This is a genomic window from Actinosynnema sp. NPDC050436 (assembly GCF_040655415.1).
Taxonomy (GTDB): Bacteria; Actinomycetota; Actinomycetes; order Mycobacteriales; family Pseudonocardiaceae; genus Actinosynnema.
Map to the genome: position 1 here is coordinate 745,978 of NZ_JBFAJV010000001.1, position 23,247 is coordinate 769,224.

At 69.3% G+C, this 23,247-nt stretch carries 25 protein-coding genes; 11 read left to right on the top strand and 14 right to left on the bottom strand.

What is annotated here, in order from left to right; all coding sequences use genetic code 11:
- Positions 1-52: 52 nt before the first annotated feature.
- Together AB0I60_RS03085 and AB0I60_RS03090 are read left to right on the top strand one after the other, a co-directional pair.
- Positions 53-1,369, top strand: a complete 1,317-nt coding sequence (locus tag AB0I60_RS03085; protein WP_360725756.1) for a M20/M25/M40 family metallo-hydrolase — start codon at positions 53-55, stop codon at positions 1,367-1,369.
- Positions 1,370-1,626: 257 nt separating this feature from the next.
- Positions 1,627-2,472: an alpha/beta fold hydrolase gene (locus tag AB0I60_RS03090; protein WP_360725523.1), complete on the top strand. Its 846-nt coding sequence runs from the start codon at positions 1,627-1,629 to the stop codon at positions 2,470-2,472.
- An 11-nt stretch (positions 2,473-2,483) separates the two neighbouring features.
- On the opposite strand, the gene AB0I60_RS03095 is transcribed toward AB0I60_RS03090, so the two are convergent.
- From AB0I60_RS03095 to AB0I60_RS03105, 3 genes are all read right to left on the bottom strand, one after another.
- On the bottom strand, positions 2,484-2,825 hold the full coding sequence (locus tag AB0I60_RS03095) for a hypothetical protein (RefSeq protein WP_360725524.1): 342 nt from the start codon (positions 2,823-2,825) through the stop codon (positions 2,484-2,486).
- A 240-nt stretch (positions 2,826-3,065) separates the two neighbouring features.
- Entirely contained in the window at positions 3,066-3,827 is a 762-nt protein-coding gene (locus AB0I60_RS03100; RefSeq protein WP_360725525.1) for an aminoglycoside phosphotransferase family protein, read from the bottom strand.
- Between the two features lie 49 nt (positions 3,828-3,876).
- Positions 3,877-4,689, bottom strand: coding sequence for an alpha/beta fold hydrolase (locus tag AB0I60_RS03105; protein ID WP_360725526.1), 813 nt, complete (start codon positions 4,687-4,689; stop codon positions 3,877-3,879).
- A gap of 366 nt (positions 4,690-5,055) precedes the next feature.
- Between AB0I60_RS03105 and AB0I60_RS03110 the strand changes: the two genes are divergently transcribed.
- Complete coding sequence (locus tag AB0I60_RS03110) at positions 5,056-5,571, top strand: OsmC family protein (protein WP_360725527.1); 516 nt, start codon at positions 5,056-5,058, stop codon at positions 5,569-5,571.
- On the opposite strand, the gene AB0I60_RS03115 is transcribed toward AB0I60_RS03110, so the two are convergent.
- Complete coding sequence (locus tag AB0I60_RS03115; RefSeq protein ID WP_360725528.1) at positions 5,526-5,960, bottom strand: DUF4267 domain-containing protein; 435 nt, start codon at positions 5,958-5,960, stop codon at positions 5,526-5,528. The genes AB0I60_RS03110 and AB0I60_RS03115 overlap by 46 nt on opposite strands.
- An 83-nt stretch (positions 5,961-6,043) precedes the next feature.
- Here AB0I60_RS03115 and AB0I60_RS03120 point away from each other — a divergent pair, with 83 nt between their 5' ends.
- The 4 genes from AB0I60_RS03120 (at position 6,044) to AB0I60_RS03135 (ending at position 10,517) form a co-directional block, all read left to right on the top strand.
- Positions 6,044-6,613: a TetR/AcrR family transcriptional regulator gene (locus AB0I60_RS03120; protein WP_360725529.1), complete on the top strand. Its 570-nt coding sequence runs from the start codon at positions 6,044-6,046 to the stop codon at positions 6,611-6,613.
- A gap of 121 nt (positions 6,614-6,734) precedes the next feature.
- A complete protein-coding gene (locus AB0I60_RS03125) occupies positions 6,735-7,949 on the top strand; it encodes a helix-turn-helix transcriptional regulator (RefSeq protein ID WP_360725530.1) in 1,215 nt (404 codons plus the stop codon).
- 8 nt (positions 7,950-7,957) lie between these two features.
- On the top strand, positions 7,958-8,521 hold the full coding sequence (locus AB0I60_RS03130) for a flavoprotein (protein WP_360725531.1): 564 nt from the start codon (positions 7,958-7,960) through the stop codon (positions 8,519-8,521).
- 241 nt (positions 8,522-8,762) lie between these two features.
- Positions 8,763-10,517, top strand: coding sequence for a M28 family peptidase (locus AB0I60_RS03135; protein ID WP_360725532.1), 1,755 nt, complete (start codon positions 8,763-8,765; stop codon positions 10,515-10,517).
- 88 nt (positions 10,518-10,605) lie between these two features.
- Here AB0I60_RS03135 and AB0I60_RS03140 read toward each other — a convergent pair whose 3' ends face one another.
- Positions 10,606-11,055 (bottom strand): Lrp/AsnC family transcriptional regulator, encoded by a 450-nt coding sequence (locus AB0I60_RS03140; RefSeq protein ID WP_360725533.1) that lies wholly within the window; start codon positions 11,053-11,055, stop codon positions 10,606-10,608.
- Between the two features lie 161 nt (positions 11,056-11,216).
- Here AB0I60_RS03140 and AB0I60_RS03145 point away from each other — a divergent pair, with 161 nt between their 5' ends.
- Positions 11,217-14,669, top strand: a complete 3,453-nt coding sequence (locus AB0I60_RS03145) for an indolepyruvate ferredoxin oxidoreductase family protein (protein ID WP_360725534.1) — start codon at positions 11,217-11,219, stop codon at positions 14,667-14,669.
- Positions 14,670-14,947: 278 nt separating this feature from the next.
- Here AB0I60_RS03145 and AB0I60_RS03150 read toward each other — a convergent pair whose 3' ends face one another.
- The 3 genes from AB0I60_RS03150 to AB0I60_RS03160 form a co-directional block, all read right to left on the bottom strand.
- A complete protein-coding gene (locus AB0I60_RS03150; RefSeq protein WP_360725535.1) occupies positions 14,948-15,181 on the bottom strand; it encodes a hypothetical protein in 234 nt (77 codons plus the stop codon).
- Between the two features lie 285 nt (positions 15,182-15,466).
- Positions 15,467-16,969, bottom strand: coding sequence for an RHS repeat-associated core domain-containing protein (locus AB0I60_RS03155; RefSeq protein ID WP_360725536.1), 1,503 nt, complete (start codon positions 16,967-16,969; stop codon positions 15,467-15,469).
- Between the two features lie 26 nt (positions 16,970-16,995).
- Positions 16,996-17,211, bottom strand: a complete 216-nt coding sequence (locus tag AB0I60_RS03160) for a hypothetical protein (RefSeq protein ID WP_360725537.1) — start codon at positions 17,209-17,211, stop codon at positions 16,996-16,998.
- Here AB0I60_RS03160 and AB0I60_RS03165 point away from each other — a divergent pair.
- Positions 17,210-17,497 (top strand): hypothetical protein, encoded by a 288-nt coding sequence (locus AB0I60_RS03165; protein ID WP_360725538.1) that lies wholly within the window; start codon positions 17,210-17,212, stop codon positions 17,495-17,497. The two genes, AB0I60_RS03160 and AB0I60_RS03165, sit on opposite strands and share 2 nt — an antisense overlap.
- A 241-nt stretch (positions 17,498-17,738) precedes the next feature.
- Here the strand turns inward: AB0I60_RS03165 and AB0I60_RS03170 are convergent, their stop codons facing one another.
- Entirely contained in the window at positions 17,739-18,326 is a 588-nt protein-coding gene (locus AB0I60_RS03170) for a hypothetical protein (RefSeq protein WP_360725539.1), read from the bottom strand.
- A 290-nt stretch (positions 18,327-18,616) separates the two neighbouring features.
- Between AB0I60_RS03170 and AB0I60_RS03175 the strand changes: the two genes are divergently transcribed.
- Positions 18,617-19,834, top strand: a complete 1,218-nt coding sequence (locus AB0I60_RS03175; protein ID WP_360725540.1) for a putative glycoside hydrolase family 15 protein — start codon at positions 18,617-18,619, stop codon at positions 19,832-19,834.
- A gap of 47 nt (positions 19,835-19,881) precedes the next feature.
- Here the strand turns inward: AB0I60_RS03175 and AB0I60_RS03180 are convergent, their stop codons facing one another.
- The 5 genes from AB0I60_RS03180 to AB0I60_RS03200 all read right to left on the bottom strand — a co-directional run bounded on the left by AB0I60_RS03180 (position 19,882) and on the right by AB0I60_RS03200 (position 22,257).
- The gene (locus AB0I60_RS03180; RefSeq protein ID WP_360725541.1) at positions 19,882-20,484 is read right to left on the bottom strand and encodes a hypothetical protein; all 603 of its coding nucleotides are present in this window, start codon (positions 20,482-20,484) and stop codon (positions 19,882-19,884) included.
- Positions 20,485-20,623: 139 nt separating this feature from the next.
- Positions 20,624-20,857, bottom strand: a complete 234-nt coding sequence (locus AB0I60_RS03185) for a hypothetical protein (protein ID WP_360725542.1) — start codon at positions 20,855-20,857, stop codon at positions 20,624-20,626.
- A gap of 67 nt (positions 20,858-20,924) precedes the next feature.
- A complete protein-coding gene (locus tag AB0I60_RS03190) occupies positions 20,925-21,275 on the bottom strand; it encodes a hypothetical protein (protein ID WP_360725543.1) in 351 nt (116 codons plus the stop codon).
- A 33-nt stretch (positions 21,276-21,308) separates the two neighbouring features.
- Positions 21,309-21,809, bottom strand: a complete 501-nt coding sequence (locus AB0I60_RS03195; RefSeq protein ID WP_360725544.1) for an SMI1/KNR4 family protein — start codon at positions 21,807-21,809, stop codon at positions 21,309-21,311.
- An 82-nt stretch (positions 21,810-21,891) separates the two neighbouring features.
- On the bottom strand, positions 21,892-22,257 hold the full coding sequence (locus tag AB0I60_RS03200; RefSeq protein ID WP_360725545.1) for a nuclear transport factor 2 family protein: 366 nt from the start codon (positions 22,255-22,257) through the stop codon (positions 21,892-21,894).
- 92 nt (positions 22,258-22,349) lie between these two features.
- On the opposite strand from AB0I60_RS03200, the gene AB0I60_RS03205 reads away from it, so the two are divergent.
- A complete protein-coding gene (locus AB0I60_RS03205) occupies positions 22,350-23,246 on the top strand; it encodes a LysR substrate-binding domain-containing protein (RefSeq protein WP_360725546.1) in 897 nt (298 codons plus the stop codon).
- The last annotated feature ends 1 nt before the right edge of the window (position 23,247 follow it).

Genomic DNA, 23,247 nt, shown 5'->3' on the forward strand with positions numbered 1-23,247 from the left:
CCTGGTCCGTTCGGAGTCACCGGCGGGGTGGTAGGAAGGCCGGGTGAGCAACGTGGAACAGGGCCTGCGGGTGGCGCAGGACGAGGTCGTCAGCCTCGCCAGCGAGCTGATCAGGATCGACACGACCAACACCGGCGACCCCGACACGCTGGTCGGGGAACGCGCCGCCGCCGAGTGGGTGGCCGAGAAGCTGTCCGAGGTCGGCTACGAGACGACCTACGTCGAGTCCGGTGCGAAGGGGCGCGGCAACGTGATCGCCCGGCTGGCCGGTGCCGACCCGTCACGCGGCGCGCTGCTCGTGCACGGGCACCTGGACGTCGTGCCGGCCGACGCGTCGGAGTGGTCGGTGCACCCGTTCTCCGGGGCCGTCCAGGACGGTTACGTCTGGGGGCGCGGGGCCGTCGACATGAAGGACATGGTGGCGATGTCCCTCGCCGTCGCGCGGCACTTCAAGCGCGACGGGGTGGTGCCGCCCCGGGACATCGTGTTCGCGTTCCTGGCCGACGAGGAAGCCGGCGGCGTGTACGGGGCCAAGTGGCTCGTGGACAACCGACCGGAGCTGTTCGAGGGCGTCACCGAGGCGATCAGCGAGGTCGGCGGCTTCTCGATCACGCTGAAGGACGACGTGCGCGCGTACCTGGTGGAGACCGCCGAGAAGGGCATCCGCTGGCTCAAGCTGCGCGTGCGCGGCACCGCCGGGCACGGCTCGATGATCCACAACGACAACGCCGTGGCGAAGCTCGCCGCCGCCGTGACCAAGCTCGGCCAGCACCGCTTCCCGGTCGTGCTGACGCCGTCGGTGCGGGAGTTCCTGGCGGGCGTCTCCGAGATCACCGGCCTGGAGTTCCCCGAGGACGACCTCGACGGCTCGATCGGCAAGCTCGGCGCGCTGTCCCGGATGATCGGCGCGACCATCCGCGACACCGCCAACCCGACGATGCTGTCGGCCGGCTACAAGGCCAACGTCATCCCGTCGACCGCCGAAGCGACCGTGGACTGCCGCATCCTGCCCGGGCGCGAGGAGGCGTTCGACCGCGAACTGGCCGAACTGCTCGGCCCGGACGTGGAACGCGAGTGGCTGGGTCTGCCGCCCGTGGAGACCACGTTCGACGGGGCCCTGGTGGACGCGATGACGGCGTCGATCATTGCGGAGGACCCTGGCGCGAAGGTGCTGCCGTACATGCTGTCCGGGGGGACGGACGCGAAGTCGTTCCAGCAGCTCGGCATCCGCAACTTCGGCTTCGCGCCGCTGAAGCTCCCGGCGGACCTGGACTTCTCGGGCCTGTTCCACGGCGTGAACGAACGCGTCCCGGTCGACGCCCTCCAGTTCGGCGTCCGCGTACTGGACCGCTTCCTGCGCAACTCGTGAACGACGGGGTGGGACGCCTGCGCCGAGGCGTCCCACCCGGTCGGTAGACCTCCCGCGAGGGGACGCAGCGCACGGTTGAGATGGGCCACCACGGCCGGCCGCTGTGCCCGTGCTTGGCGTTCGACCAGCCCTGGGAACGCCTCCGCCGACCCGGAGCGAGTGGACGGTCGATCCGGTCCGTCGCAATTCCGGAACCGTGACGTCCGGTTCGCCCGGTCGTTGGAGGGATGAGGTCCGACGACGGAAGGGGCATCGCCATGGCGGAGCGGTTGCGGTTGGAGGACGGGACCGAGCTGAACGTGGAGCGCAGCGGTGCGGTCGGCGGGCTCACCGTGGTGCTCGCGCACGGGTACGCGCTGGACCTGCGGAGCTGGCACCGGGTGGTGGCCGCGCTGCCGGAGTCCGTGCAGGTCATCCGCTACGACCACCGGGGGCACGGCGGGTCCGGCGCGGCCACCGCGGAGACCGCGACCATCGAGCAGCTCGGCGACGACTTGGGCGAGCTGATCGAGAAGCTGGTGCCCGAGGGCCGGGTCGTCATCGCCGGGCACTCGATGGGCGGGATGGCGGCGATGGCGATGGCCGAACGGCGTCCCCGGCTCTACCGGCAGCGCGTGGCGGGCGTGGTGTTCGTGTCCACGGCGGCCACCGGGCTCGCGGAGACGGCGCTGGCGTGGCCGAAAGCGCTGGGCAAGCTGGTGCGCGAGCTGGAGCGGGCGTTCGGGCCCCTGGTGCGCACCATCCGGGAGAAGATCGAGCCCGCCAAGACCGCCGGCCTGCGGTGGTGGTTGTTCGGTGACGAGCCGCGTCCCGAGGACGTCGAGCTGACCGCCGACATGGTGTGGGCGCACTGGCCGGAGACGATCGCCCTGTTCCGGCCCGCCGTGGACCGGTACGACCGGGAGGCCGCGCTCACCGTGGCGGCGGAACGGCCGGTGGTGGCGATCGTCGGCGACGAGGACCGGCTGTGCCCCGAGTCGAACGCGCACACGTTGGCCGAGGCGGTCGGCGGGGAGGCAGTGGTGGTGGACGACGCCGGGCACATGCTGCCGCTGGAGAGCCCGGCGGTCGTGGCGGCGCAGATCGTGAAGCTGGGTTCCTGATCGGGCCGTGCTCACCTCGAACCGTCGCGCCATCGGCGGCGCTGGCGTTGCAGGAGGCCGCGCACCACGTCCCGGCTCGTCTCGCCGAGCAGTTCGGCGATCTCGTCCACCCGGTGCCCGACCTCCTGCAACAGCACCGCACGCTTGGTCCGGTCGTCCGGGATGGCGTCGAAGCCCTCCCACCGCCGCAGCCGCCGCACCGCCAGGTCGGCCGGGTCGCGGTGGTCGAGTCGCAGCCTGTCCAGGACCTCGATCTCGCCGGTGAGCTGCTGCCGCCACGCCTGTTCCTTCTGCCACTTGCGGTAGACGTTGGGGAAGGCCAGCACGCAACAGCCCACGAAGTAGGTCTTCAAGCTCGCACCACCGTCCGGTTGCCAGCCGCCGCCGATCAACGCGCGGTCGCGGAAGTCGAGGACCGCCTGCCCACGGTGTCGTTGGTCAGCGCGCGCAGGTCGTCGTATCCCGTGCCACGTGGCATTCCACGCCACTGGTTCTAGTGGATGATCCGAGGTGGGGGCGACCGGTTTCCGGCACCACCCGATCGGCCGCCACCGACCTGGGGGCAGCCGATCGGCGGATCAGCAGTCGGCGGATCAGCGGTACTCGGTCAGGCCGTCGTCCCGTTCGTCGTCGTCGCCGTCCAGGGCACCGGCGAGGGCCTGTTGCAGGGCGAACGTGCCCCGGTAGGCGGCGATCCGGTGCTGTGGTGCGGGTTCGCCGAGGTGGGTGGCGATCCGGGTGACCAGGGGTGCGCCGTAGCTCGCGGTGAGGGCGGCCAGGTCTTCGGCCGGGTCGCCGATCGTGGCCTCGTCCCAGTCCACGATGCCGGACAGCCTCGGGCCGTCGACCCAGAGGACGTTCTCGCCGCCCAGGTCGCCGTGGACCAGGCCGGTCGCCACGTGGTCCAGCGCGAGGACAGCGGCCAGTTCGCGTTCTGCGCGTTCGCGTCCCGCGTCGGACATCAGCGGGAACAGGGCGGAGCGCACCCCTTCGGCGAACTCGGACCAACGGCGCGGGTCGGCTTCCGGAACACCATCCACCTTGTCCACTTTGGACATTGCGTGCAGCACGCGAGCGAGTTCCCGGGCCACCACGTCGGTTTCGGCTTCGACGTCGGCACGGGTGAGGGGTGCACCGGGTATGCGGCTGAGGACCAGGTGCAGTTCGCCGAGTGGGGCGGGGCGGATCTCGGACAGGGGGTGTGGGGTTGCCGTGCCCAGGTTCAGTGCAGCCAACCGCTCCAGGAGGGCGGCTCGTTTCGGCAGCTCGGCTGCGGCGGCGGTGGTTCTGGGGTAGCGGAGAACTCGGTCGGCGGTGATGACGACGTCGTGGAACTGACCGCTGTGCAGGCTCACGGGACCGCATCCTTCCCTGACGCGGCCCGTCGAGCCGGCCGATTTTCCGTCACGCCTTGCGGGTGACGTCCAGCGCCCACTTCAGGGCGTAGGTGGCGACCTCTTCCCAGCCCTTCTGGCCCACGGTGTGGTGCGTGCGGCCCGGGAACTCGCGGTAGTCGACGCGTCCGCTGCGGTAGCGCCGGTAGTTCTCGCGGTTCATCGACGCCGGCACGATGTGGTCGGCACCGCCTGCGATGAGCAACAACGGCGCGCGGTCGCGCTTGTGGAAGTCGACCTTGGTCGGGCCGCCGGGCCGGAAGTTCGCCAGCGCGCCCTGGAACAGCACCCGTGCCGCGCCCGGCACGTGGTAGCGGTCGTAGACCTCGCGCGACGCGCGCTCGTCCAGTTCGTTGGTGATCGCGTAGTGGAACTGGCGCGGCGTGAGCGGTACGGCCTTCTTGACGTTGAGAGGGTTGGCCAGCACCGGGATCACCGACCTCAAGGCGCTCAGCGGCAGCCCGTACACACCCTTGACCGGGCCCGAGTTCACGGCCACGCCGGCTGCACCCAGCCCACGATCCAGCAGGACCTGTGCGACGCCACCGCCGAACGAGTGACCGATGATCAGCGGCGGCTTGGGCAGCGCCCGGATGATCCGCTCGTAGTGGTCCACGACCTCGCTGAAGCCCAAGCCCTCCATGGCGCTCGGGTCGCGGCGCAGCGCCGCGATGTCGTCGGAGAAGCCCGGCCACGTCGGGGCCACCGTGGTGAAACCGAGCCCCTCGTAGTGCTTGATCCAGTTCTCCCAGCTCAGCGACGTCATCCACAGCCCGTGGACGAGCACGATGGTGTCGAGTTCGGGAGTGGGGCGGAGGTCCATGGCCGGTCTCCTTGCTCGGGTCGGCGAACTGGTCGACGGGACGCCCGGTGCGGTGCGGGCGGTCGCACGCCGACGATCATGTCAGAGCGGCGCAGCGGCACGCCCCGCGCGCGAGGTCGTGCACTACAGGGGCGATTCGCGGGCGGCTGCGGAGGCGCGGACGGCGTTCACGGTCTGGGCCGGTTGCGTCCGGATCATGGGCCGCACGGGTTATTCCCGTGATTTCCCGGCTGTCCCACCACGTGGCGGGCGCTGTCGGTCGGCTGCGGACCCGCCGCAGACTGCGGGACGTCCACCGGCGGCGCGGTCACCCGCGACCTCGCCGCCCGATCGTTCCAGGGCCACGTCCCCGACCGGAGGTATCGGATGACCGTCGAGACGCAGCTGAACGAGGTCGACATCCAGGCGGTGGGCGCTCTCGTCGCCGCCGTGCAGGAGGACGCCGCGAAGGCCCGCACCACGTGGGCCGCGCACGTGACGTGGCAGGGCGGTTTCCGGTCCCGGGCCAAGGTCCGGGGCTTCGACCCGACGCCGTCGGACGAGCCCACCGGGCTGGGTGGCGGCGACAGCGCGCCCAACCCGGTCGAGCAGCTCCTCGGCGCGCTGGGCAACTGCCTGGCGGTCGGGTACGCGGCGAACGCCACGGTGGCCGGGATCGCCGTCGACCGGCTGACCGTGGACGTGAAGGGGGACGTCGACCTGCACGTGTTCCTCGGGTTGCGGGAGGGGCACGCGGGGTTCGACTCGATCACGGCCACGGTGCGGATCGAGTCGGACGCGCCGCGCGAGGAGCTGGAAGCGTTGCACGCCAAGGTGGTCGGCTCCTCCCCCGTCGGTCACACGCTGGGCAGCGCCGTGCCGGTGGCGGTCGAGCTGGCCTGAGGGCGGTAGGACTCGACCAGCAGCGACGCACCGACCAGCAGCACCAGAGCGGCGGCGGAACCGTGCACGGCCAGGGCGTAGCCCGCGGTTCCGCCGTGGGTGAGGACGGCGAGGCAGTCGCCCATGGGAATGATCGCGTCCACGAGGACCACCCAGCCCAGGGCGCGGCGGTGTCCGAGCAACAGCAGGACCAGGGCGGTCAGGCCGTAGGCGAGGTCGCGGACGCCTTTGACGACGAAGTAGCCGGTGCCTTCGCCCTGCGGCCAGGGCGTGATGCCGAAGCCCGAGGCCGCGCCGTTGCCGTCGAGCAGGAAGCTGAGGCCGAAGTACAGGCCCGCCACCACGACCAGTGCGGCCAGGACGGTGTTCACGCGCTTGAGGGCCATCATCACTCCAGATTCTAGCGTTGCTAGGTTATGGAGCGACACTAGATCTAGCTCTGTGCTTTTGTCTAGCAGTGCTAGGGTGCGGTGTGCCCATCCACGAGCGCCGCGAGCGCGAACGCGCCGACCGCCACCGGCTGATCATCGACTCGGCACGCGACCTGGCCGAGGCCGAGGGGTGGGAGGCGGTGACCACGCGCCGGCTCGCTGAACGGGTGGAGTACAGCCAGCCCGTGCTGTACAGCCACTTCAAGGGCAAGGACGCGATCGTGCGCGCGGTCGCGGTGGACGGTTTCGGTGTGCTGGCAGGGTTGTTGCGCGGTGCTCGGAGCGGGGTGGAGGGTGCGGCGGCGTTGCGCGCGGTGGCCGAGGCGTACCTCGACTTCGCCGCCGAGCGGCCGGCGCTGTACGACGCGATGTTCGTGCAGCGGGTGGAGGTGCCGTTCGGGACGTCGGAGACTCCGGACGAGCTGCGGGCGGCGTTCGGCGAGTTCATGGCGGCGGTGACACCCGTTGCCGGACAGCGGGATCCGGAAACGCTGGTGGAGGTGTTCTGGAGCGCCCTGCACGGCCTGGCCACCCTCACCGCCGGCCACCGCCTCCGCCCCGACCACCACCGGGCACGCCTGGAGCTGGTGCTGACGGGACTGCTGAATTAGCCAAATGGTCGAGCGGTGACGAGCACCAGGGCGTGCTTGACTCCAGTGGAAGTACCGAGTGCTCGTCGGCGTGACCGGCCGCCTGGTGCAGACACCACCGTCGACCTGCGGAAGGAGTCGGATGTCGGACGCCTACGGCGGGATCGGCAAACGGGTCCGGTATTGGCGTCTTCGGCGCAACCTGGGTCGCAAGCAGTTTGCCGACATGGTCGGCCGTTCCACGTCGTGGCTGGACAAGGTCGAGTCCGGCGAACGCAGTCTGGTCCGCATCCCCACCATCGAACTCGTCGCCGAGGCTCTGGCACTCGACCCCGCCGTCCTCATCGACGCGCCTGAGGCAGCCAGGGCAGCGGGCTGCGTGGACGCCCAAGAGGTCGCGGTCATCCGCGCCGCTCTCGGACGCTATCCGGGCTTGGGCCCAGTCGCACACGAGCCGCCTGAGGTGGCGCTGCTCGCGCGTCGCGCCGAGTACCTGGACCACGCCTGGACGTCGTCGCACTTCACGACCATCGCCCAGCACCTCCCCACACTGCTGGACGCCGCCCAGACCGCCGCTCTCACCGCCTCCCCCGCCGATCAGGTGGACGCTCACCGCATCCTCGTCACGTCGTACCGCCTCGCCTCCTCGATGCTGCTCAAATTCGAGAGCCACGACCTGGCGTGGCTGGCCGCCGACCGCGCGATGTACGCGGCGCTGGAGGTGGACGACACCTGGTCCCAGGCCCGCGCCACCCGCAGCGTCGCCCGCGCCATGACCGCCGCCAGGCAGCGCACCGAAGCCATCGACGCACTGGTGGGCATGACCGACCGGATGCGTGCCGAGGTTCCCCACGACCCCACCACCCTGCTCGCCCCCTACGGGATGCTCTACCTCGCCGCCGCGATCTCCGCAGCCGAGCAGGCGGACGGCGCACTGGCCCTGGCCATGCACGAGGAAGCCTCGCAGGCCGCCGAGCACGTGGAACCCCACTACGACGACCACCACACCCACTTCGGCCGGACCAACGTGGCCATCCACCGCGTCTCAGCCTTGGTCCGTCTTCATGAAGCCGAAGCGGCACTGCACTTCGCGGCCACCATCCCGGCCGGTGCGGTCGGCGCGCTGCCTCCGGAGCGCCGGGCGAACTACCTGCTGGACCTGAGCCGGGCCAACGCGCGCACCGGCAGGTTCGCCGAAGCCGTCCGCACGCTCGCCCACGCGGAACGTGTTGCCCCGCAGGAAGTCCGGTGCCGGCCCCTCGGGCACAGCCTGCTGCGCACCCTGTTGTCCGCCACCACGGGTGAGCCCGCCCGCCGGGTCCGTCAGATGGCTCAGCGGGCCGGAGTCCCCGCATGACCGAACGCATGACCGAACACAAGACCGAGCGCGTGCTGTACCTGATGGTCTGCGGTGCCGGACCGGCCGATCACATCGACGTCCCGGTGCGACTCGCCCAGGAGCGCGGCTGGTCGGTGCACTGCGTGGCCACGCCCGCCGCCGTCGAGCACTTCCTCGACCTCGCCGCGCTCGAACACCTCACCGGCCACCCCGTGCGCACCGGCTACCAGCGCCAGGGCCAGCCCGCCCTGCCCCGTGCCGACGCCGTGATCGTCGCGCCCGCCACCTACAACACGATCAACAAGTGGGCAGCGGGCATCGCGGACACCTACGTCCTGACCCAGCTCGCCGAGCTCACCGGCCTCGGCGTCCCCATCGCCGTGCTGCCCTTCGTCAACACCGCGCTCGCGGCCAACGCCGTCCTGCACCGCAGCATCGCCACCCTGCGCGCCGCACGGGTGACCGTGTTGTTCGGCGAAGGCGGTTTCCGGCCCCACCCGCCGAGGACGGGAGGCCGCGTCATGGCTACCTACCCGTGGCACCTGGCCCTTGACGCCGTCGCCGACGGAGCAGGCCCGCAGCGGCGGTGAAATCGCCGGAATGTCCGGTGTGGGCGGGCGTTGCGGCTGACGGCCCGAGGTGAGCCGGTCAGCCGCGACGAGCCCTGTGAGCACGGGTTTCGCTGGTGAACCCCTGCCGTCAACGGTGAAAGTTCGTTCGGGGGCGTTCTCGGTGCGACGCTTCGCTGGTTCGGTCGGGGCCACCGCACACCGCCCATACCTGCTGGGCGGGGACGGCCGGGCAATTCCCTGCCTCACGAGGAGCATTCGGATGAAGCACAGAACCCTGGGTGCGGCGGTCGCTCTCGCGGCCCTCGCCTGGGTGACGACGTCCGCGGGGCCCGCGCTGGCGACCGAAGCCCAGCAGCCCGGCGCAACGGCAACGGCCGCGCTCGCGCCGCCGAACATCGACGTGGCCGCCGTGCAGGGCCACCTGACCCAGTTCCAGTCCTTCGCCACGAGCGGCGGCGGGCACCGGCGCGCGGGCAGCAGCGGCTACACGCAGTCGGTGGCGTACGTGAAGGCCAAGCTCCAGGCCGCGGGCTACACCGTGGCCGAGCAGCGGTGCACGAGCTGCACCTACGTGTCCAACAACCTGATCGCGGACTGGCCCGGCGGCGACGCCAACCAGACGATCATGTTCGGCGCGCACCTCGACGGCGTGTCGGCCGGGCCGGGCATCAACGACAACGCCTCGGGTTCGGCCGCCCTGCTGGAGAACGCGCTCCAGCTCGCCGCGCGCAACCCCACGATGACCAAGCACGTGCGGTTCGCCTGGTGGACCGACGAAGAGCAGGGCCTCAACGGGTCGCGGTTCTACGTGGGCCAGCTGACCGCCGCCCAGAAGTCGGCGATCAAGGCGTACTACAACTTCGACATGGTGGCCTCGCGGAACGCCGGCTACTTCATCAACAACATCAGCACTGCCGCCGCCGCGCCGCTGCGGGAGTACTGGACGTCGTTGAACCTGTCCCCGGAGGAGAACGTCGAGGGCGCGGGCCGCTCGGACGACGCGTCGTTCCAGCGGGCGGGCATCCCGTCCTCCGGCTACGCCACGGGCGCGTCGGCGCGCAAGACCAACGCGCAGGCGCAGAAGTGGGGCGGCTCGGCCGGCGGCGCGTACGACTCGTGCTACCACAGCTCGTGCGACACGACGAGCAACATCAACCCGACCGCGCTGGACCGTTCGGCGGACGGCATCGCGTACACGATCTGGAAGCAGGCCGTGAGCGACGCGCCGGTGAGCGACTTCGCTCTGTCGGTGAGCCCGGGTTCGGGTTCGATCGGGTCCGGCAGCAGCGGCACGTTCACGGTCAACACCCAGACCACGTCCGGTGCGGCGCAGAACGTGGCGCTCTCCTCGACCGGTGCGCCCAGCGGCGTGTCGGTGTCGTTCAACCCCTCCACCGTGCAGTCCGGTTCGTCGTCCACGGCGACGGTGTCGGTCGGGTCGACGGTCGGCAACGGCACGTACCCGATCACCGTGCGGGGCGCGGGAACGGCGACCAAGACGGCCACGTACACCCTGACGGTGACCGGTGGTGGCGGCGGTAACGACTTCTCGCTGTCGCTGAGCTCATCGTCGGGTTCGGTGGAGGTCGGCAACTCCGGCACGTTCTCGGTGAACACCGCGACCACGTCGGGTTCGCCGCAGAACGTGGCGCTCACGTCGGCCGGTGCGCCCAGCGGTGTTTCGGTGTCGTTCAACCCGTCGACCGTGCAGTCCGGCTCGTCGTCCACGGCGACCGTGTCGGTCGCGGCGACGGCGACCGCCGGCACGTACACGATCACGGTGACCGGCTCGGGCACCTCGTCGCGCTCGGCCACCTACACCCTGACCGTCACCGGCGGTGGCGGTCCGGGCGGGTGTGACGGACTGACGGCGTGGAGCGCTTCGGCGTCCTACGTGCCGAACGATCTGGTGTCGCACAACAGCCACAAGTGGAAGTCCACCTGGTACTCGGCCGGCGCGGAGCCCGGTGCGCCGGGTTCGTGGGCCGTGTGGCAGGACCAGGGCGCTTGCTGATCTGAAGCTCCCGGACGACAGCGGCTGCCGGCTCACCCGAGCCGGCAGCCGCTGTGCGTCTCCGGACGTGCCGGTGGGTGTCGGACGCTCAGCCGTCCTGGCCCCTGGTCCACGAGTCGAGCGCGATGAGGGTCTTGGTGCCGGTCACCTGGTGGTGTCGGCGGATCTCGTCGATGGTGCGCTGGAGGTGCGCCATGTCGCGCACGCGCAGCCACACCAGCGCGTCCGGGTCGCCCGCGATCGTGAACACCGCCTGCGCCTCGGGCATCCGGGTCGTGGTGTCGAGGATGTCGGAGACCTTCGTGTTGCCGACGAACCTCAGCTCGGTGAACGCCTCGATCCCCCACCCCAGCTTGGCGTGGTCGATCTGCACGGTGAACCCGGTGATCACGCCGATGTGGGTGAGCCGGTCGATCCGCCGCTTCACCGCCGCCGTGGACAGCGTGACGCGGCCCGCGATGTCGGACAGGGTCCGGCGGGCGTCCTCGCGGAGCAGGGCGAGGATCTCGTGGTCGGTGGCGTCGAGGTCTTCCGGCACGTCGGCCAGGATAGTTCACGACGCAAAAGATCGGTGAAAAACGTGCAGGTGAGCGCCGTTCTTTGCGTCGAGGCTGTGAAAACCGGGTCGGATGTTGCTTCCAGGGCCATCACCGTGTGGTGTGACGCGCACCGCATCGGTGTCGAGTGAAGGAGCACGGCGTGGAGGCGTTCACGTTGGAGGACCGCTACCTCCGGGAGGACGGCGTGGTCCACCTCAGCGGGGTGCAGGCGCTGGTGCGGGTGCTGTTCGACCGGGTGCGCCACGACCGGGGGCGCGGCGAGGACACCGCCGTGTTCGTCTCCGGCTACGAGGGCTCGCCGCTGGCCGGCTACGACCTGGAACTGGCCCGCCGCGCCACGCTGCTGGACAAGCACGACGTGGTGCACCGGCCGGGCCTCAACGAGGAGCTGGCCGCGACCTCCGTGATGGGCAGTCAGCTCACCGGCGCGCTGCCCGGCCGCCGCTTCCACGGCGTCACCGGCTTCTGGTACGGCAAGGCGCCCGGCCTCGACCGCGCCACCGACGCGCTGCGGCACGCCAACCTGGCCGGCACCGACCCGCGCGGCGGTGCGGTGGCGCTGGTCGGCGACGACCCGAACGCGAAGTCCTCCACCGTGCCGTGCGCGTCCGACCTGGCGCTGGCCGACCTCTCGATCCCGGTGTTCTTCCCGGCCGACTCGCAGGACGTGCTCGACCACGGCCGGCACGCCGTCGAGCTGTCCCGCGCGGCGGGCGTGTGGTCGTCGCTCAAGATCGTGGCGAACGTCGCCGACGCGTCCAGCACCGCCCTGGTCAGCCCGCAGTGGACCGCGCCGGAGATGCCCGGCCACGCCTACCGCCACAAGCCCACGTCCCGGCTGCTCGGCGCGGAGCTGGCCGGCCTGGAGCGCAGCCTCTACACCGTCCGGCTGCCGCTGGCGCTGGAGTACGTGCGGGTGTCGGGCGTGAACCGGATCGTCCGGGGCCGTGCGGGCGACCGGATCGGGATCGTCACGGCAGGAAAGTCCTATTTGGACGTCCAACAGGCGTTGGACCGGTTGGGGTTGACCGAAGACGCACTGGCGCGGCACGGCATCCGGCTGCTCAAGCTCGGCGTGATCCACCCGGTCGAGCCGTCGATCGTGCGGGAGTTCGCCGACGGCCTGGACACCGTCGTGGTCGTGGAGGAAAAGCGTTCCTTCATCGAGGCCGCGATCAAGGACGTGCTGTACGGGCGGGCGAACGCGCCCGCCGTGCACGGCAAGACCGGACCGGACGGGCGGACCCTGTTCGGCGAGATCGGCGAACTGGACCCGGACGGCATTGCCACCGGCCTGGCCCGGCTGCTCGCGCCGCTGGGCATCGAGTCGGTCGACGCGTGGCGGCAGCGCACCCGCCGCGAGCGGATCGCCGTGCCGCTGCTCGCGCGCACGCCGTACTTCTGCTCGGGCTGCCCGCACAACTCGTCCACGAAGGTGCCGGAGGGCACGATCGTCGGCGGCGGCATCGGCTGCCACACGATGAGCCTGTTCATGGACCCCGAGCAGGTCGGCTCGCTGGTCGGCGTGACCCAGATGGGCGGCGAGGGCACGCAGTGGATCGGCATGGCGCCGTTCGTGGAGACGCCGCACTTCACCCAGAACATCGGCGACGGCACGTTTACCCACTCCGGCAGCCTCGCGGTGCGCGCGGCGGTCGCGGCGGGCGTGAACGTGACCTACAAGCTGCTCTACAACTCCGCCGTGGCGATGACCGGTGGTCAGGACGCCGTGGGCGGACTGCCCGTGGAGAAGATCACCGCACTGCTGCTGCTGGAAGGCGTGCGCAAGGTCGTGGTGACCAGTGACGCACCCCGCAAGCTGCGCCGCCGCTCGTTCCCGGCCGGCGTCGACATCCGCGACCGCTCGGAATTGCTGCGCACACAGGAAGAACTGGCGGCCATCCCGGGCGTCACCGTGCTCATCCACGACCAGGAGTGCGCGGCGGAGAAGCGGCGCAAGCGGCGGCGCGGCAAGCAGGAAGCCCCCGCGACCCGCGTGGTGATCAACGAGCGGGTGTGCGAGGGGTGCGGCGACTGCGGCACCAAGTCGAACTGCCTGTCCGTGCAGCCGATCCCGACCGAGTTCGGCCGCAAGACCGCGATCCACCAGTCGTCGTGCAACGTCGACTACTCGTGCCTGGACGGCGACTGCCCGTCGTTCCTGACCGTCATGCCCGGTGGCGGCAAGCCGCGTCGGCGCAAGGCCGAGGAACTGGCCTTCGACACCGTGCCGGAGCCCGTGCAGGCGGGGCCGGACTTCGCGGTGCGGATCACGGGCATCGGCGGCACGGGAGTCGTGACCGTGGGCCAGATCCTGGCGACGGCGGCGGTGCTGGACGGGCGGCACGTGCGCACGCTCGACCAGACCGGGTTGGCGCAGAAGGGCGGCGCGGTCGTCTCGGACTTGAAGGTCACGGCCGTGCCCGCGGAACGCGCGGCGAAGCTGGCCGCCGGCGAGTGCGATCTGTACCTGGCGTGCGACGCGCTGGTCGGCGCGGACCCAGCGAACCTGGCGTCGACCGACCCGTCGCGGACCGTGGCGGTGGTGTCCACGACCGAGGTGCCGACCGGGAAGATGGTGGTGGACACGTCGGTTTCGTTCCCGGAGGTCGGCCGGATCCACTCGGTGCTGGAGTCGGCGACGGCGCGGACCGTGGCGCTGGACGCGCGGGCCGTGGCGGAGGAGTTGTTCGGGGACGGGCAGTTCGCCAACATCGTCCAGTTGGGCGCGGCCTACCAGACCGGCGCATTGCCGCTGCCGGCGTCCGCGATCGAACGGGCGATCGAGCTGAACGGCGTGGCGGTGGCGGCGAACGTCCAGGCGTTCCGCCACGGTCGGCGGCTCGTGGCCTCACCGGATGCCTCCGAGGTCGTCTCCGCTGGGTCGGTGCCGGCGGTTTCCGGCGCTGCTGTGACGGCTTCCGGTGCTGCTGCGGCGGTTCGCGGTGTGGTGCAGGCCGAGGCCGGGTCCGAGCTGGCGCGGGTGCTGGACATCCGGGTGCCGGAGCTGGTGGCGTACCAGGACGAGAAGTACGCGCGGGCGTACGTCGAGTTCGTGGAGCGCGTGCGGGTGCTGGAGGGCGGGCCGACCGAGGTGACCGTCGAGGTGGCCCGGAACCTGTACAAGCTGATGGCGTACAAGGACGAGTACGAGGTGGCGCGGCTGTCGCTGGACCCCGCGCTGGACGCGAAGATCAAGGCGGAGTTCGGCGAGGGCGCACGGGCGGCGTACCGCCTGCACCCGCCGGTGCTGCGGGCGTTGGGGATGAAGAAGAAGATCGCCTTGGGTCCGTGGTTCCGCCCGGTGTTCCGGGTGTTGGCGGCGGGGCGGCGGCTGCGCGGGACGCGGCTGGACGTGTTCGGGTACGCGCACGTGCGGCGGGTGGAGCGTGAGCTGGTGGCGGAGTACCAGGCTGCCGTGGTGCGGGCGTTCCGTGAGTCCGATGTGGACCGATCGGTGGTGGCGGAGTTGGCGGCGCTGCCGGACATGGTGCGCGGGTACGAGGACGTGAAGCTGGGCAACGTGCGGCAGTATCGGGAGCGGCAGCGGGAAATACTTAACCGATTGGCCGAAGTTGTTCCGTCTGTCTGACAGCCGAAGCGGCGGAGCCTCACTACTGCTCCGCCGCCGGGCAGCTGCTGTCCAGGATATTCGCCACATGGCTGGTAACACCACAAGGATTCCAGCTGCACGCACTGGCAACTCAGTCTTGAACGTTGCTCCGAAGCCGTCGGAGAGCTGCTGGAACGACCGATCCCCGTGAGCCGGTGACAGCCAAACCTGGAGGGCGTACCGTCTGAACCTTGAATCGGCATTCAGTCAGGGTGGCTTGCCAAGTCCGCCGCCGGTCAGCACCGTGCACGATACAGCTACCAGTCGGCGATTTCATCCAGCCCGTTCGCTACGAACTCCTCGTCTTCCTCTCTTTCCTGCTCACGCATGTCCATCATCAATTCAGTCAAGACCGCGATCAGTGTCTCATCCGACACGCCTTCCGCGCGTCTGGCGTCGATGACCGCCTTCATCTGAGCGAAAAGATGGTCTCCTTCTACGATTCGGAGGATTTCTCGCCGAAACTTGCCTTTGTTGAGATCAACAGACATGTAATTGCCCCGTCACTTCGGCGGGATAAAATCCCACAATCCACCCGTGCTCTCGAGTAGACGCTTGTAATCCTCGTACGGCATGGACCATGGAGGCTGGATCGCACCGTGGCCTGACCTGTCCTGATGGTACTCCAGATCGTGCGGGAGATCGCACGTGTCCATTCACCACAGAGAATCTTTCGCCTTGCCCCCGAGATCGACTGGTCGACGGTGGTCGGACAGGTGGGCCGGGCCACGGGGAACGTCCGATGAAATCGCGCCCGCCGTAGAACTCGCTGCGTTCTACCAACAACGGTGGAAACTCGAACTCGCCCCACACTTCAACACCTTGAGCAAGCGGCATTGGGCCAGAAGATTCATTGCAGAACCTAAATCGGACCATCGAGGACGGGAGGGATAGTCGTCATTCCGTATTCCACAGCGGTGAAGATCAATTCGACAAGAACGTTCTCTTCGGACAGACCGAATATAACGGACCCGCCCTTCACAGGACGTGCCGTCGAACACTCGAAAAATCGTACGACGCGAGTCTCGCCATAAATGCCGTACGACAAATCCACAGACGTGTCGATTGCCGTGAATTTTGGCTCCGGAATGTCGGAACTGTCGTCCGATCCCCATAATCCCAAATCGAGCGCAGGAATACAGGGCTCGCCTTCGACGAACTGGGGAGCATCTTTCGAATGACTTCGCCTCCGGCAAAGAACCCGTGACCGCCAGGCGCATGAGAACTCCATCTTTCCGGCCCACCGTGAGTTGCACACGACCGCCTGCCGCGCCTCTCAACATCATGGTCAGAGTTCCCAGAATATCGTCGATCTCCCATTCGGCCGTCAAGGGCACCCAAGGGTCGACGACAACTTGAACTGGCCCGCAATTCTTCCACCTGCCGTGTCCTTGGCAGCGTTGCCGAAGCCGACGATCGCTTCGCCGGTCTCGCACAGCCAGCTCCACAGCGGGGCAGTCGTTGCCGGAGTTCTGCTCGGTGAGCCACACCGGCGACTTCAGCGACGCCGAGATGTTCGCTACGACGGAGCCGTTCTGCTCCAGCAGTTGGGCGTACACCGTCGAGTAGGACCTGTTGACGTCTTCCACCGGGTTGGCGAAGTCACCCGCCAAGTGGGACTGGACCTGCGGCGAGGAGGATACGGGCGGGGTGCGGTCGCCGCCGTACAGCGGCTGCGCCAGCGCCTCCGCAACCGGGAGGGGGTTGTTGCAGCCGACCTCCCTCGCCTGTTCGCGTGCGGCTATCGCCGGGTCCGGTTGGCGTCGGCCTTGACCGGTGCCGCGCTTGCTGTTGTCACCGGAGTAGCCGGTGTTCCTGCCCGTGTCGCCCGGTGGCGGCGGAAGCAACCCTCCCGGCAGAATCGGTTCGCCTCCCTCCTCGGGATTGCAGAAGATCGGCAGCAGGTTGGATAACCAGTCGCCGTCGAACCAGTCGTCGACCCGGGGGCGCGGCGGGCACAGGCACCAGCCGTCGTTCGACGGCCCGGTGCCGGACGGGTGGGAGTAGTTCGTCGGTGCGCCCAGGCCGTAGGTGTAGCGGTTGGCCATTCCGGACGGCGACGTGGGCAGCGGGTGGTCGTCGCGGGAGGCGAAGCCGCCGGTCTCGGGGCTGTACCAGCGGGCGGTCATGTTGACCTGGTCGGTGTCGGGGTCGGTCCAGTCGCCCTGGAAGCCCACCGAGTGCTTGGTTCCGGTGGTGGCGACCGCCTTGCCGAACGGGTCGAACGCGGCCGAGTCGGCGAACGAGGTCATCGGGCCGGCCGGGTCGAGGGTGCCCACCAGGTCGCCGTGGCGGTCGCTGACGGTCAGTCGCTCCGCACCGCCCCGGGGCGACCGCCGGCAGCTGGTCGTGTCAGCGGAATCCTCACCGCGTCGGTCGTCATGCCGAACAACGACATCACGTCGTATGCGGTCAAGGCGGACGGCACGATCGAGTCGAAGCGGGCGGCCGATCCGTGGGCCGCCACGGTCGGCGTACCCATGCCGGGGGTGAAGGCGGTCGGTTCACCGAGCGCGCTCATGGCACCCAACGGCACAATCCAGCTCGCCGTGCGCGGTGACGACGGGTTCGTCTACCGCACGGGCCAGACCAGTCCCGGCAGCAGCACGTGGCTGCCTTGGGCCGAGGTGACCGGCTACGCGCACGAGACGGCCGTGGACCCGACGCTCTCGCTGGCCGCCGACACCTGGGTCGTCGCCTTCCGCACTCCGGCGGGTGACCCGAAGCTGCTGCGCTACCAGCCGGTGGCGGCCAGGGCCGCCGAATCGACCGAGTTCGTGGAAGTCCCGCTCACCCCTGCACCGTGAGGCACACGACGTGGTGGCCCTGGATCCTTGGGGCCGCCACGTCGGCTGATCACATCGGCGGGTCGGGCTGGGTGATCCTGTTGCTGGTTCCGAACTGTCTCACGACCGGCTCTCTTGGGCTGGTTCGCAGCAGCGGGACGACCGTCAGCACAGCTCACCGGATCAGCGCCTGTTCGAGGACTCGGCTGCCGGTCTGCGATTTCGTCCAGTCCGTTCGCTACGGAGTCTTCGTGCGGTTCACTCACCGGCCGGCCGATCGGCGTACGAACCTCCGGAAGACGCTGTTGCGACTGGCTTGAGCCGTCAGTGCGCGCGGGATACCCGTCATACCTTGTTGCACAGCGCGAAATACGACTTCGATCAGAACATCTTCTTCGGACAGCCCGAAAACCACCGACCCGCCAGCCATGTGACGTGCCGCCGGTCGTCCGGAGAACCGCACGACGTGGACTTCGCCGATGACGGAGTACGACAACTCCGCCGTGGTGTCGATGGCGGAGAGCTTCGGTTCCGGGATGTCGGCACTGCCGTTCGAACCCCACGGTCCGAGGTCGAACCGAGGTGTGCAGGGCGCTTCTGCGACGAGATCGAAGCCATCGCCGTGCGAGGCCACTTCTGGCCCTGTGTGCAGGACTACCAGGCGCTTGAGGGCTCCATCGACGCGGTCGACCATGAGTTCCACCCGACCACCCGCCGTGCCCTCCACCATCATGGTCAGGCTTCCGCGCGCTTCACCGCTGTTCCACCTGACCGTCAAGGGCACCCACGGGTCGACAACGGCTTCCGCCGGTCCGCAGGCTGTCCAGCCGACTACGGAAAGCGCGCTCACGTCATCCCCCTGTGCCAACTTCCGGTTCGATGGTACTTGTTTTGATCTTGCGCCGACGACGGGTGCCGTTCGTGAGATTTGTACGCGTTCTGTGGGCACCGTCACTTGACTCGCCGGTAACTTAGGGCTGTACTCATTAGTAACAAGAGTTCTCACTTATCGCACAGCCCTCGTGGCGTTCCCGCCACGTCGCCGGTGCGGCCGTCGGATCCGCCCTTCTCGTGACGCAGGACGCGTGACGCAGTTCAGCGCGGCCATTTCCGGCCCACGCTGCACCGCAAGGAGGTTCCATGCGCTGGTTGAAGGCTGCTTCCCTGCTGGCCGTCACCACGGTCGCCGCCACGGCCGTGACGGTGAGCCCCGCCGCGTCCGCTGCCCCCGCCCCGGCGTCCGTGCGCTCGTTCTGGCTGCACCTCGACAGCAGTCCTGTGTCGGATGAGGTGGTTCGGACCGAGGCGAAGCGGCGTAGTTACGTGGTGCTCAACGCTTGGGAGGGGTCGCTCGCCGCCAAGCTCAAGAGGGCCAACCCCGCAGTGCAGGTCTTCGTCTACAAAGACCTCAGCTCGACCCGGAGCTACGCCTGCCGCTCCGGCGTTGACGACCGGGATTTGCCCGCCGGCATCGGCTACTGTGACGCCGACCGCAACCACCCGGAGTGGTTCCTCAAGGATGCCAACGGGAAACGGCTCGAATACAGCGGTTACGCCGGGCACTGGCAGATGGACGTCGGTGACCCCGCGTACCAGAAGGCTTGGGCGGACAGCGTCGTCGCCGGCAGCAAGTCCGCCGGTTTCGACGGTGTCTTCATGGACAACGCCCTCTTCCCGTGTGACGCCTACCACGACGGCGTGTGTCCGGCGAAGTACCGCACCGACTCGTCCTTCCAGGACGCCTACAAGTCGATGCTGGCCAACACCCGGGGGTCATTCACGTCGGCTGGGCTGAAGACCGTCGCCAACCTGTCCAACGCACGCCTGCACGACGGCGCGTGGAACGCCTACACCGAGCACCTCGACGGCGGCTTCGACGAGTGGTGGCTCACCTTCGGCGACACGAACCTGCTGTCGGAGTACCCGGAGGGCTGGAGCCGGCAGGTCGCGGAGATCACGGCCGCCGAGCAGCGCGGCAAACTCGCCTGGGTGCAGCCCCACTTCAGCGCCGGCGCGGACCAACCGTTCCGGTACACCTTGGCCAGCTACCTGCTGGCCACCGGGAAGACCTCGGCGATCGCGGAACTCGCGCGTACCGACCGCTACGACGACCCGTCGCCCTGGCACCCCGAGTACGACTGGAACCTGGGCACGCCGTCCGGCCCCTACCGCTCGGTGGGCACGAACGTGTTCCGCCGCGACTTCGCCTGCGGCACCGTGCTGGTCAACGCCAACCGGACCGGCTCGTCTGCGGTGACGGTGCGGCTGGGCGGCTCCTACGCGGACGCCAAGGGTTCCTCTGTTACCTCGGTTTCGCTGCCGGGCACGTCCGGCGCGATCCTGCGCAAGTCCTGCTGACCCGATCGACGCGTGGCACCTCGCTCGGCGGCTGGACCGCCGCCCGCCTAGATCACGGAGTTCTCTCCGGACTCCAGGCTGACGTAGAGCTCCTGGCCCTTGGCGTTCCAGGCTCTGGTGTAGCCCTCTGAGGGGGCGTGCACGACGACATCGTTACCGACGAGTTCGATCGTGCCGTCCTCCCGGCCTCCGTGCCACACCACGGCCAACTCTTCGGCGGCCTCCATGAAGTGCTCGGCCGCAGACGGCTCGAACACCACGACAGCACCACGGTCGGCCTTGAGGATGAAGCGCAATCCCACTCCCCCGGCTTCCATCCGAGGACCCGTCGACAGATCCGGATATGCGCTCAACGGTCGAACGGCCACTTCACCCGACGTGCTGGCCACCGACGGCTGGACCACAGAGTCCTCATCGGACTCGAGACCGACGAAGACCTCCTGTCCCCGACCGTTCCAGGCTCTGGTGTAGCCCTCCGAGGGGGCGTGCACGACGACATCGTTACCGACCAACTCGATCGTGCCGTCCTCCCGGCCCCCGTGCCACACCACGACCATCTCTTCGCCGGCTTCCAGGCGGTACTGGGTCGCGGTCGGCTCGAACGCCACGACGGTGCCGCGATCGGGCTTGAGGATGAAACGCACCTTCACTCTCCAAGGTCAGCGGAGCGGGATCACCGGGCGGCGGGGGCTGTTGCCACAGCTTCGTTGCTTGGTCATCGGTCCTGAATGGTGACCTCGAAGCGGTCGGCGCGGCCGAGAAACCGGTGTTGCTGCCGGGCCTTCGCGGCTACCAGCCCGTGATCTCGTCCAGTCCGTTCGCAACGAACTCCTCGTCCTCCTCCCGGCCCTCGTCCTGCAAATCCAGCCGGAGCCTGCTCAACACCGCGATCAGCGCCTCATCCGGGACACCGGCAGCGCGCCTGGCGTCGATCACGTCCTTCAGCAGGTGGAAGAGGTGGTCGGTTTCCACGATGTCCAGAACGGCACGCCGGAAATTCTCCTGGTCGAACTCGACTGACATCACTCGATCCTGTCACGTTGGATGAAGTACCGGCCCTCGGTCCGTGAGCCGTGGACGTTCGCCTGGGTCAGGCGGTCAGGACCTGGGAGTGGATGTGCATGGTCGGGAAGACCGTCACCGTCAGGCGGGTGGTGTGGTCGGGGCCGGTCAGCCACACCGACAGGCCGGTGACCGAGTTCTCGGTGATCAACGAGATTCCGTCCAGGCCCTCGTAGAAGAGGTCCACCAGGTTCGCCGCCCCGCGACTGATGGTTGCTCGCACGGAGCGCTCGACCACGTCGTAGCTGAAGCGCAGCTCGGCGTCGCCCGATGTCACTTCGAGCAGGTAGGTCGCCTCGCCTTCGTCCAGCAGGACCGGTGCCACGCCGAACGCGTCGGTGAGGTCCCTCGTGGAAGGGACGGGAATGTCGGTTGTCACCGTGGGCTTCATTTCGTCGAGGTTCCAGGGTGGTCAAGAAGGGAAGCGGTTGCCGTAGATGAAGCGTGAGCTGATGGTCGCTTCGGACTCGGCGTGGTTCCAGAGCCAGCCCAGGAACGTGTCGGCTGAGACCACCGGCTCGTCGTCGCCCTCGGTGTAGAGGAACACCGTACCGGGGTGCTCCCGCGTGAAGAAGTAGAACTGATACCCCTGGTGGGCCGCGAAGAAGTGCTTGCCTGCCGGGTCCAGTTGTGGCGCGTCTTCGGCGGCGAAGGCGATGGCATCGGCGGGGATGTCGAGGACTTCCGGGTAGTGCAGGTCCGTGCCGATCAGCAGGCGGCCGGCTTCGCGTCCCATCCGGCGCAGGAACTCCGGGTACTCCGCCGGCAGGGGGAAGTTCCTCGCCGACTTCAGGACTTCTGCCACCTCGGCTTCCGTGCAGCCGACCACCTGGTGTTCGTAGGCCAGCTTGAGGTCGACCAGGCCACGGGCCAGGCGGGCGACCTCGTCGGCCGGGTTCGTTGCTGCCCTCATGATCGCAGACTAGGACGGCGGCCGAACCCGGACGAGCGGGTTTCCCGGCGGGGCCTGGTGGCCCGGCCGGGTGTGGGGTGGGTCAGGTGGTGGGGGGCTGGAACTCCGGCTGGTCGAGCAGGCGGAGCCAGCTGCCGTCGGGCTGGCGGCGGACTACCTGGGCCCGTGCGCCCGAGCCGTCTTTCGGCGGGGTCGAGGTCAGGGCGATGTCGTCGCTCACCAGGGTCGGGAGCGGGGTTTCCAGTTCGAAGCGGGGGTTGTGGGCCAGCACGCCCGCCCACAGCTCCTGGATCGCCGCACGGCCCACCGTCTGGCTGCCGGGTGGGTAGGCCAGGACGGCGTTCTCCTCGTAGAGGGCGGCCACGCCGGCTGCGTCGCCCGCGTTCGAGCGTTCCACGAACAGGCGGGTGATGTCCTCGGGGCGCATGGCCTTCTCGTACTCCGGCACGTTGTCCTCCTCTTGGTGGTGTGAGACCAGCTTGTGCCAGACGCAGCTAGAAGTCCAACGGATGGTTTTTCTGGTTGCTAGAATTTTCAGTCATGGAACTGAGGCAGCTGGAGTACTTCGTGGCGGTCGCCGAGGAGCGGAACTTCACGCGGGCCGCCGAGCGGGTGCACATCAGCCAGTCGGGGGTGAGTGCGCAGATCCGGCAGTTGGAACGGGAGTTGGGCGCGGAGCTGTTCGACCGGTCCGCGCGCACCGCCACGCTGACCACCGCCGGGAAGGCGGCACTGGAGCACGCCCGCGCGGCGCTCGCCGCCGCCGACGCCGTCGGGCAGGCGGTGGGCGAGGTGACCGACCTGATCCGGGGGCGGCTGGCCCTGGGGATGGTCATCGGCTGCACCATCACGCCCCTGTTCGACGCGCTGGCGGCGTTCCACCGGGACCACCCCGGCGTCGAGATCTCCCTGCAGGAGGCCAACTCCGACCGGATGGTGGACGAGGTGCGCGCGAACACCCTCGACCTCGCCCTGGTCGGCACCGCCGGCGGCACCCCGGAGGGCCTGGACGCCCTGACGATCGTGAGCGAGCGGCTGGTCGCGGTGGCCCCGCCGGGGCACCCGGTGACGCGGGGGCCGCAGTCCCTGCGCGACCTGGTGGCGCACCCGCTGATCTCCATGCCGCCCGGGACCGGGCTGCGCGCGGTGCTCGACCGGGTGTGCGCGGCGCGGGAGGTTCGGCCGTCGATCGCCGTCCAGGCGAGCGCGTCGGACGCCATCGCCGACCTGGCGGCACGGGGGCTGGGCGTCGGGCTGCTGAGCGAGTCGATGGCGACCCACTACGCCGACCGGCTCACCGCCGTGCCGATCGAGGACGTCGACGTGCCGGGGCTGTTGGCGCTGGTGTGGAAGCCGACGCGGGGGCCGGCGGTGCGGGAGCTGGTGTCCTGCTGCCGCCGGGCCTTCGCCGACGTGAGGGTGGACAAGCCGGGGTGAA

What these genes read in the sequence shown, in the direction of transcription:
- AB0I60_RS03090 (WP_360725523.1), top strand. Translation starts at nt 1,627, where the DNA reads ATGGCGGAGCGGTTGCGGTTGGAGGACGGGACCGAGCTGAACGTGGAG.
- AB0I60_RS03105 (WP_360725526.1), bottom strand. Translation starts at nt 4,689, where the DNA reads ATGGACCTCCGCCCCACTCCCGAACTCGACACCATCGTGCTCGTCCAC.
- AB0I60_RS03110 (WP_360725527.1), top strand. Translation starts at nt 5,056, where the DNA reads ATGACCGTCGAGACGCAGCTGAACGAGGTCGACATCCAGGCGGTGGGC.
- AB0I60_RS03115 (WP_360725528.1), bottom strand. Translation starts at nt 5,960, where the DNA reads ATGATGGCCCTCAAGCGCGTGAACACCGTCCTGGCCGCACTGGTCGTG.
- AB0I60_RS03125 (WP_360725530.1), top strand. Translation starts at nt 6,735, where the DNA reads ATGTCGGACGCCTACGGCGGGATCGGCAAACGGGTCCGGTATTGGCGT.
- AB0I60_RS03130 (WP_360725531.1), top strand. Translation starts at nt 7,958, where the DNA reads ATGACCGAACACAAGACCGAGCGCGTGCTGTACCTGATGGTCTGCGGT.
- AB0I60_RS03135 (WP_360725532.1), top strand. Translation starts at nt 8,763, where the DNA reads ATGAAGCACAGAACCCTGGGTGCGGCGGTCGCTCTCGCGGCCCTCGCC.
- AB0I60_RS03150 (WP_360725535.1), bottom strand. Translation starts at nt 15,181, where the DNA reads ATGTCTGTTGATCTCAACAAAGGCAAGTTTCGGCGAGAAATCCTCCGA.
- AB0I60_RS03165 (WP_360725538.1), top strand. Translation starts at nt 17,210, where the DNA reads ATGGCACCCAACGGCACAATCCAGCTCGCCGTGCGCGGTGACGACGGG.
- AB0I60_RS03160 (WP_360725537.1), bottom strand. Translation starts at nt 17,211, where the DNA reads ATGAGCGCGCTCGGTGAACCGACCGCCTTCACCCCCGGCATGGGTACG.
- AB0I60_RS03175 (WP_360725540.1), top strand. Translation starts at nt 18,617, where the DNA reads ATGCGCTGGTTGAAGGCTGCTTCCCTGCTGGCCGTCACCACGGTCGCC.
- AB0I60_RS03185 (WP_360725542.1), bottom strand. Translation starts at nt 20,857, where the DNA reads ATGTCAGTCGAGTTCGACCAGGAGAATTTCCGGCGTGCCGTTCTGGAC.
- AB0I60_RS03195 (WP_360725544.1), bottom strand. Translation starts at nt 21,809, where the DNA reads ATGAGGGCAGCAACGAACCCGGCCGACGAGGTCGCCCGCCTGGCCCGT.
- AB0I60_RS03205 (WP_360725546.1), top strand. Translation starts at nt 22,350, where the DNA reads ATGGAACTGAGGCAGCTGGAGTACTTCGTGGCGGTCGCCGAGGAGCGG.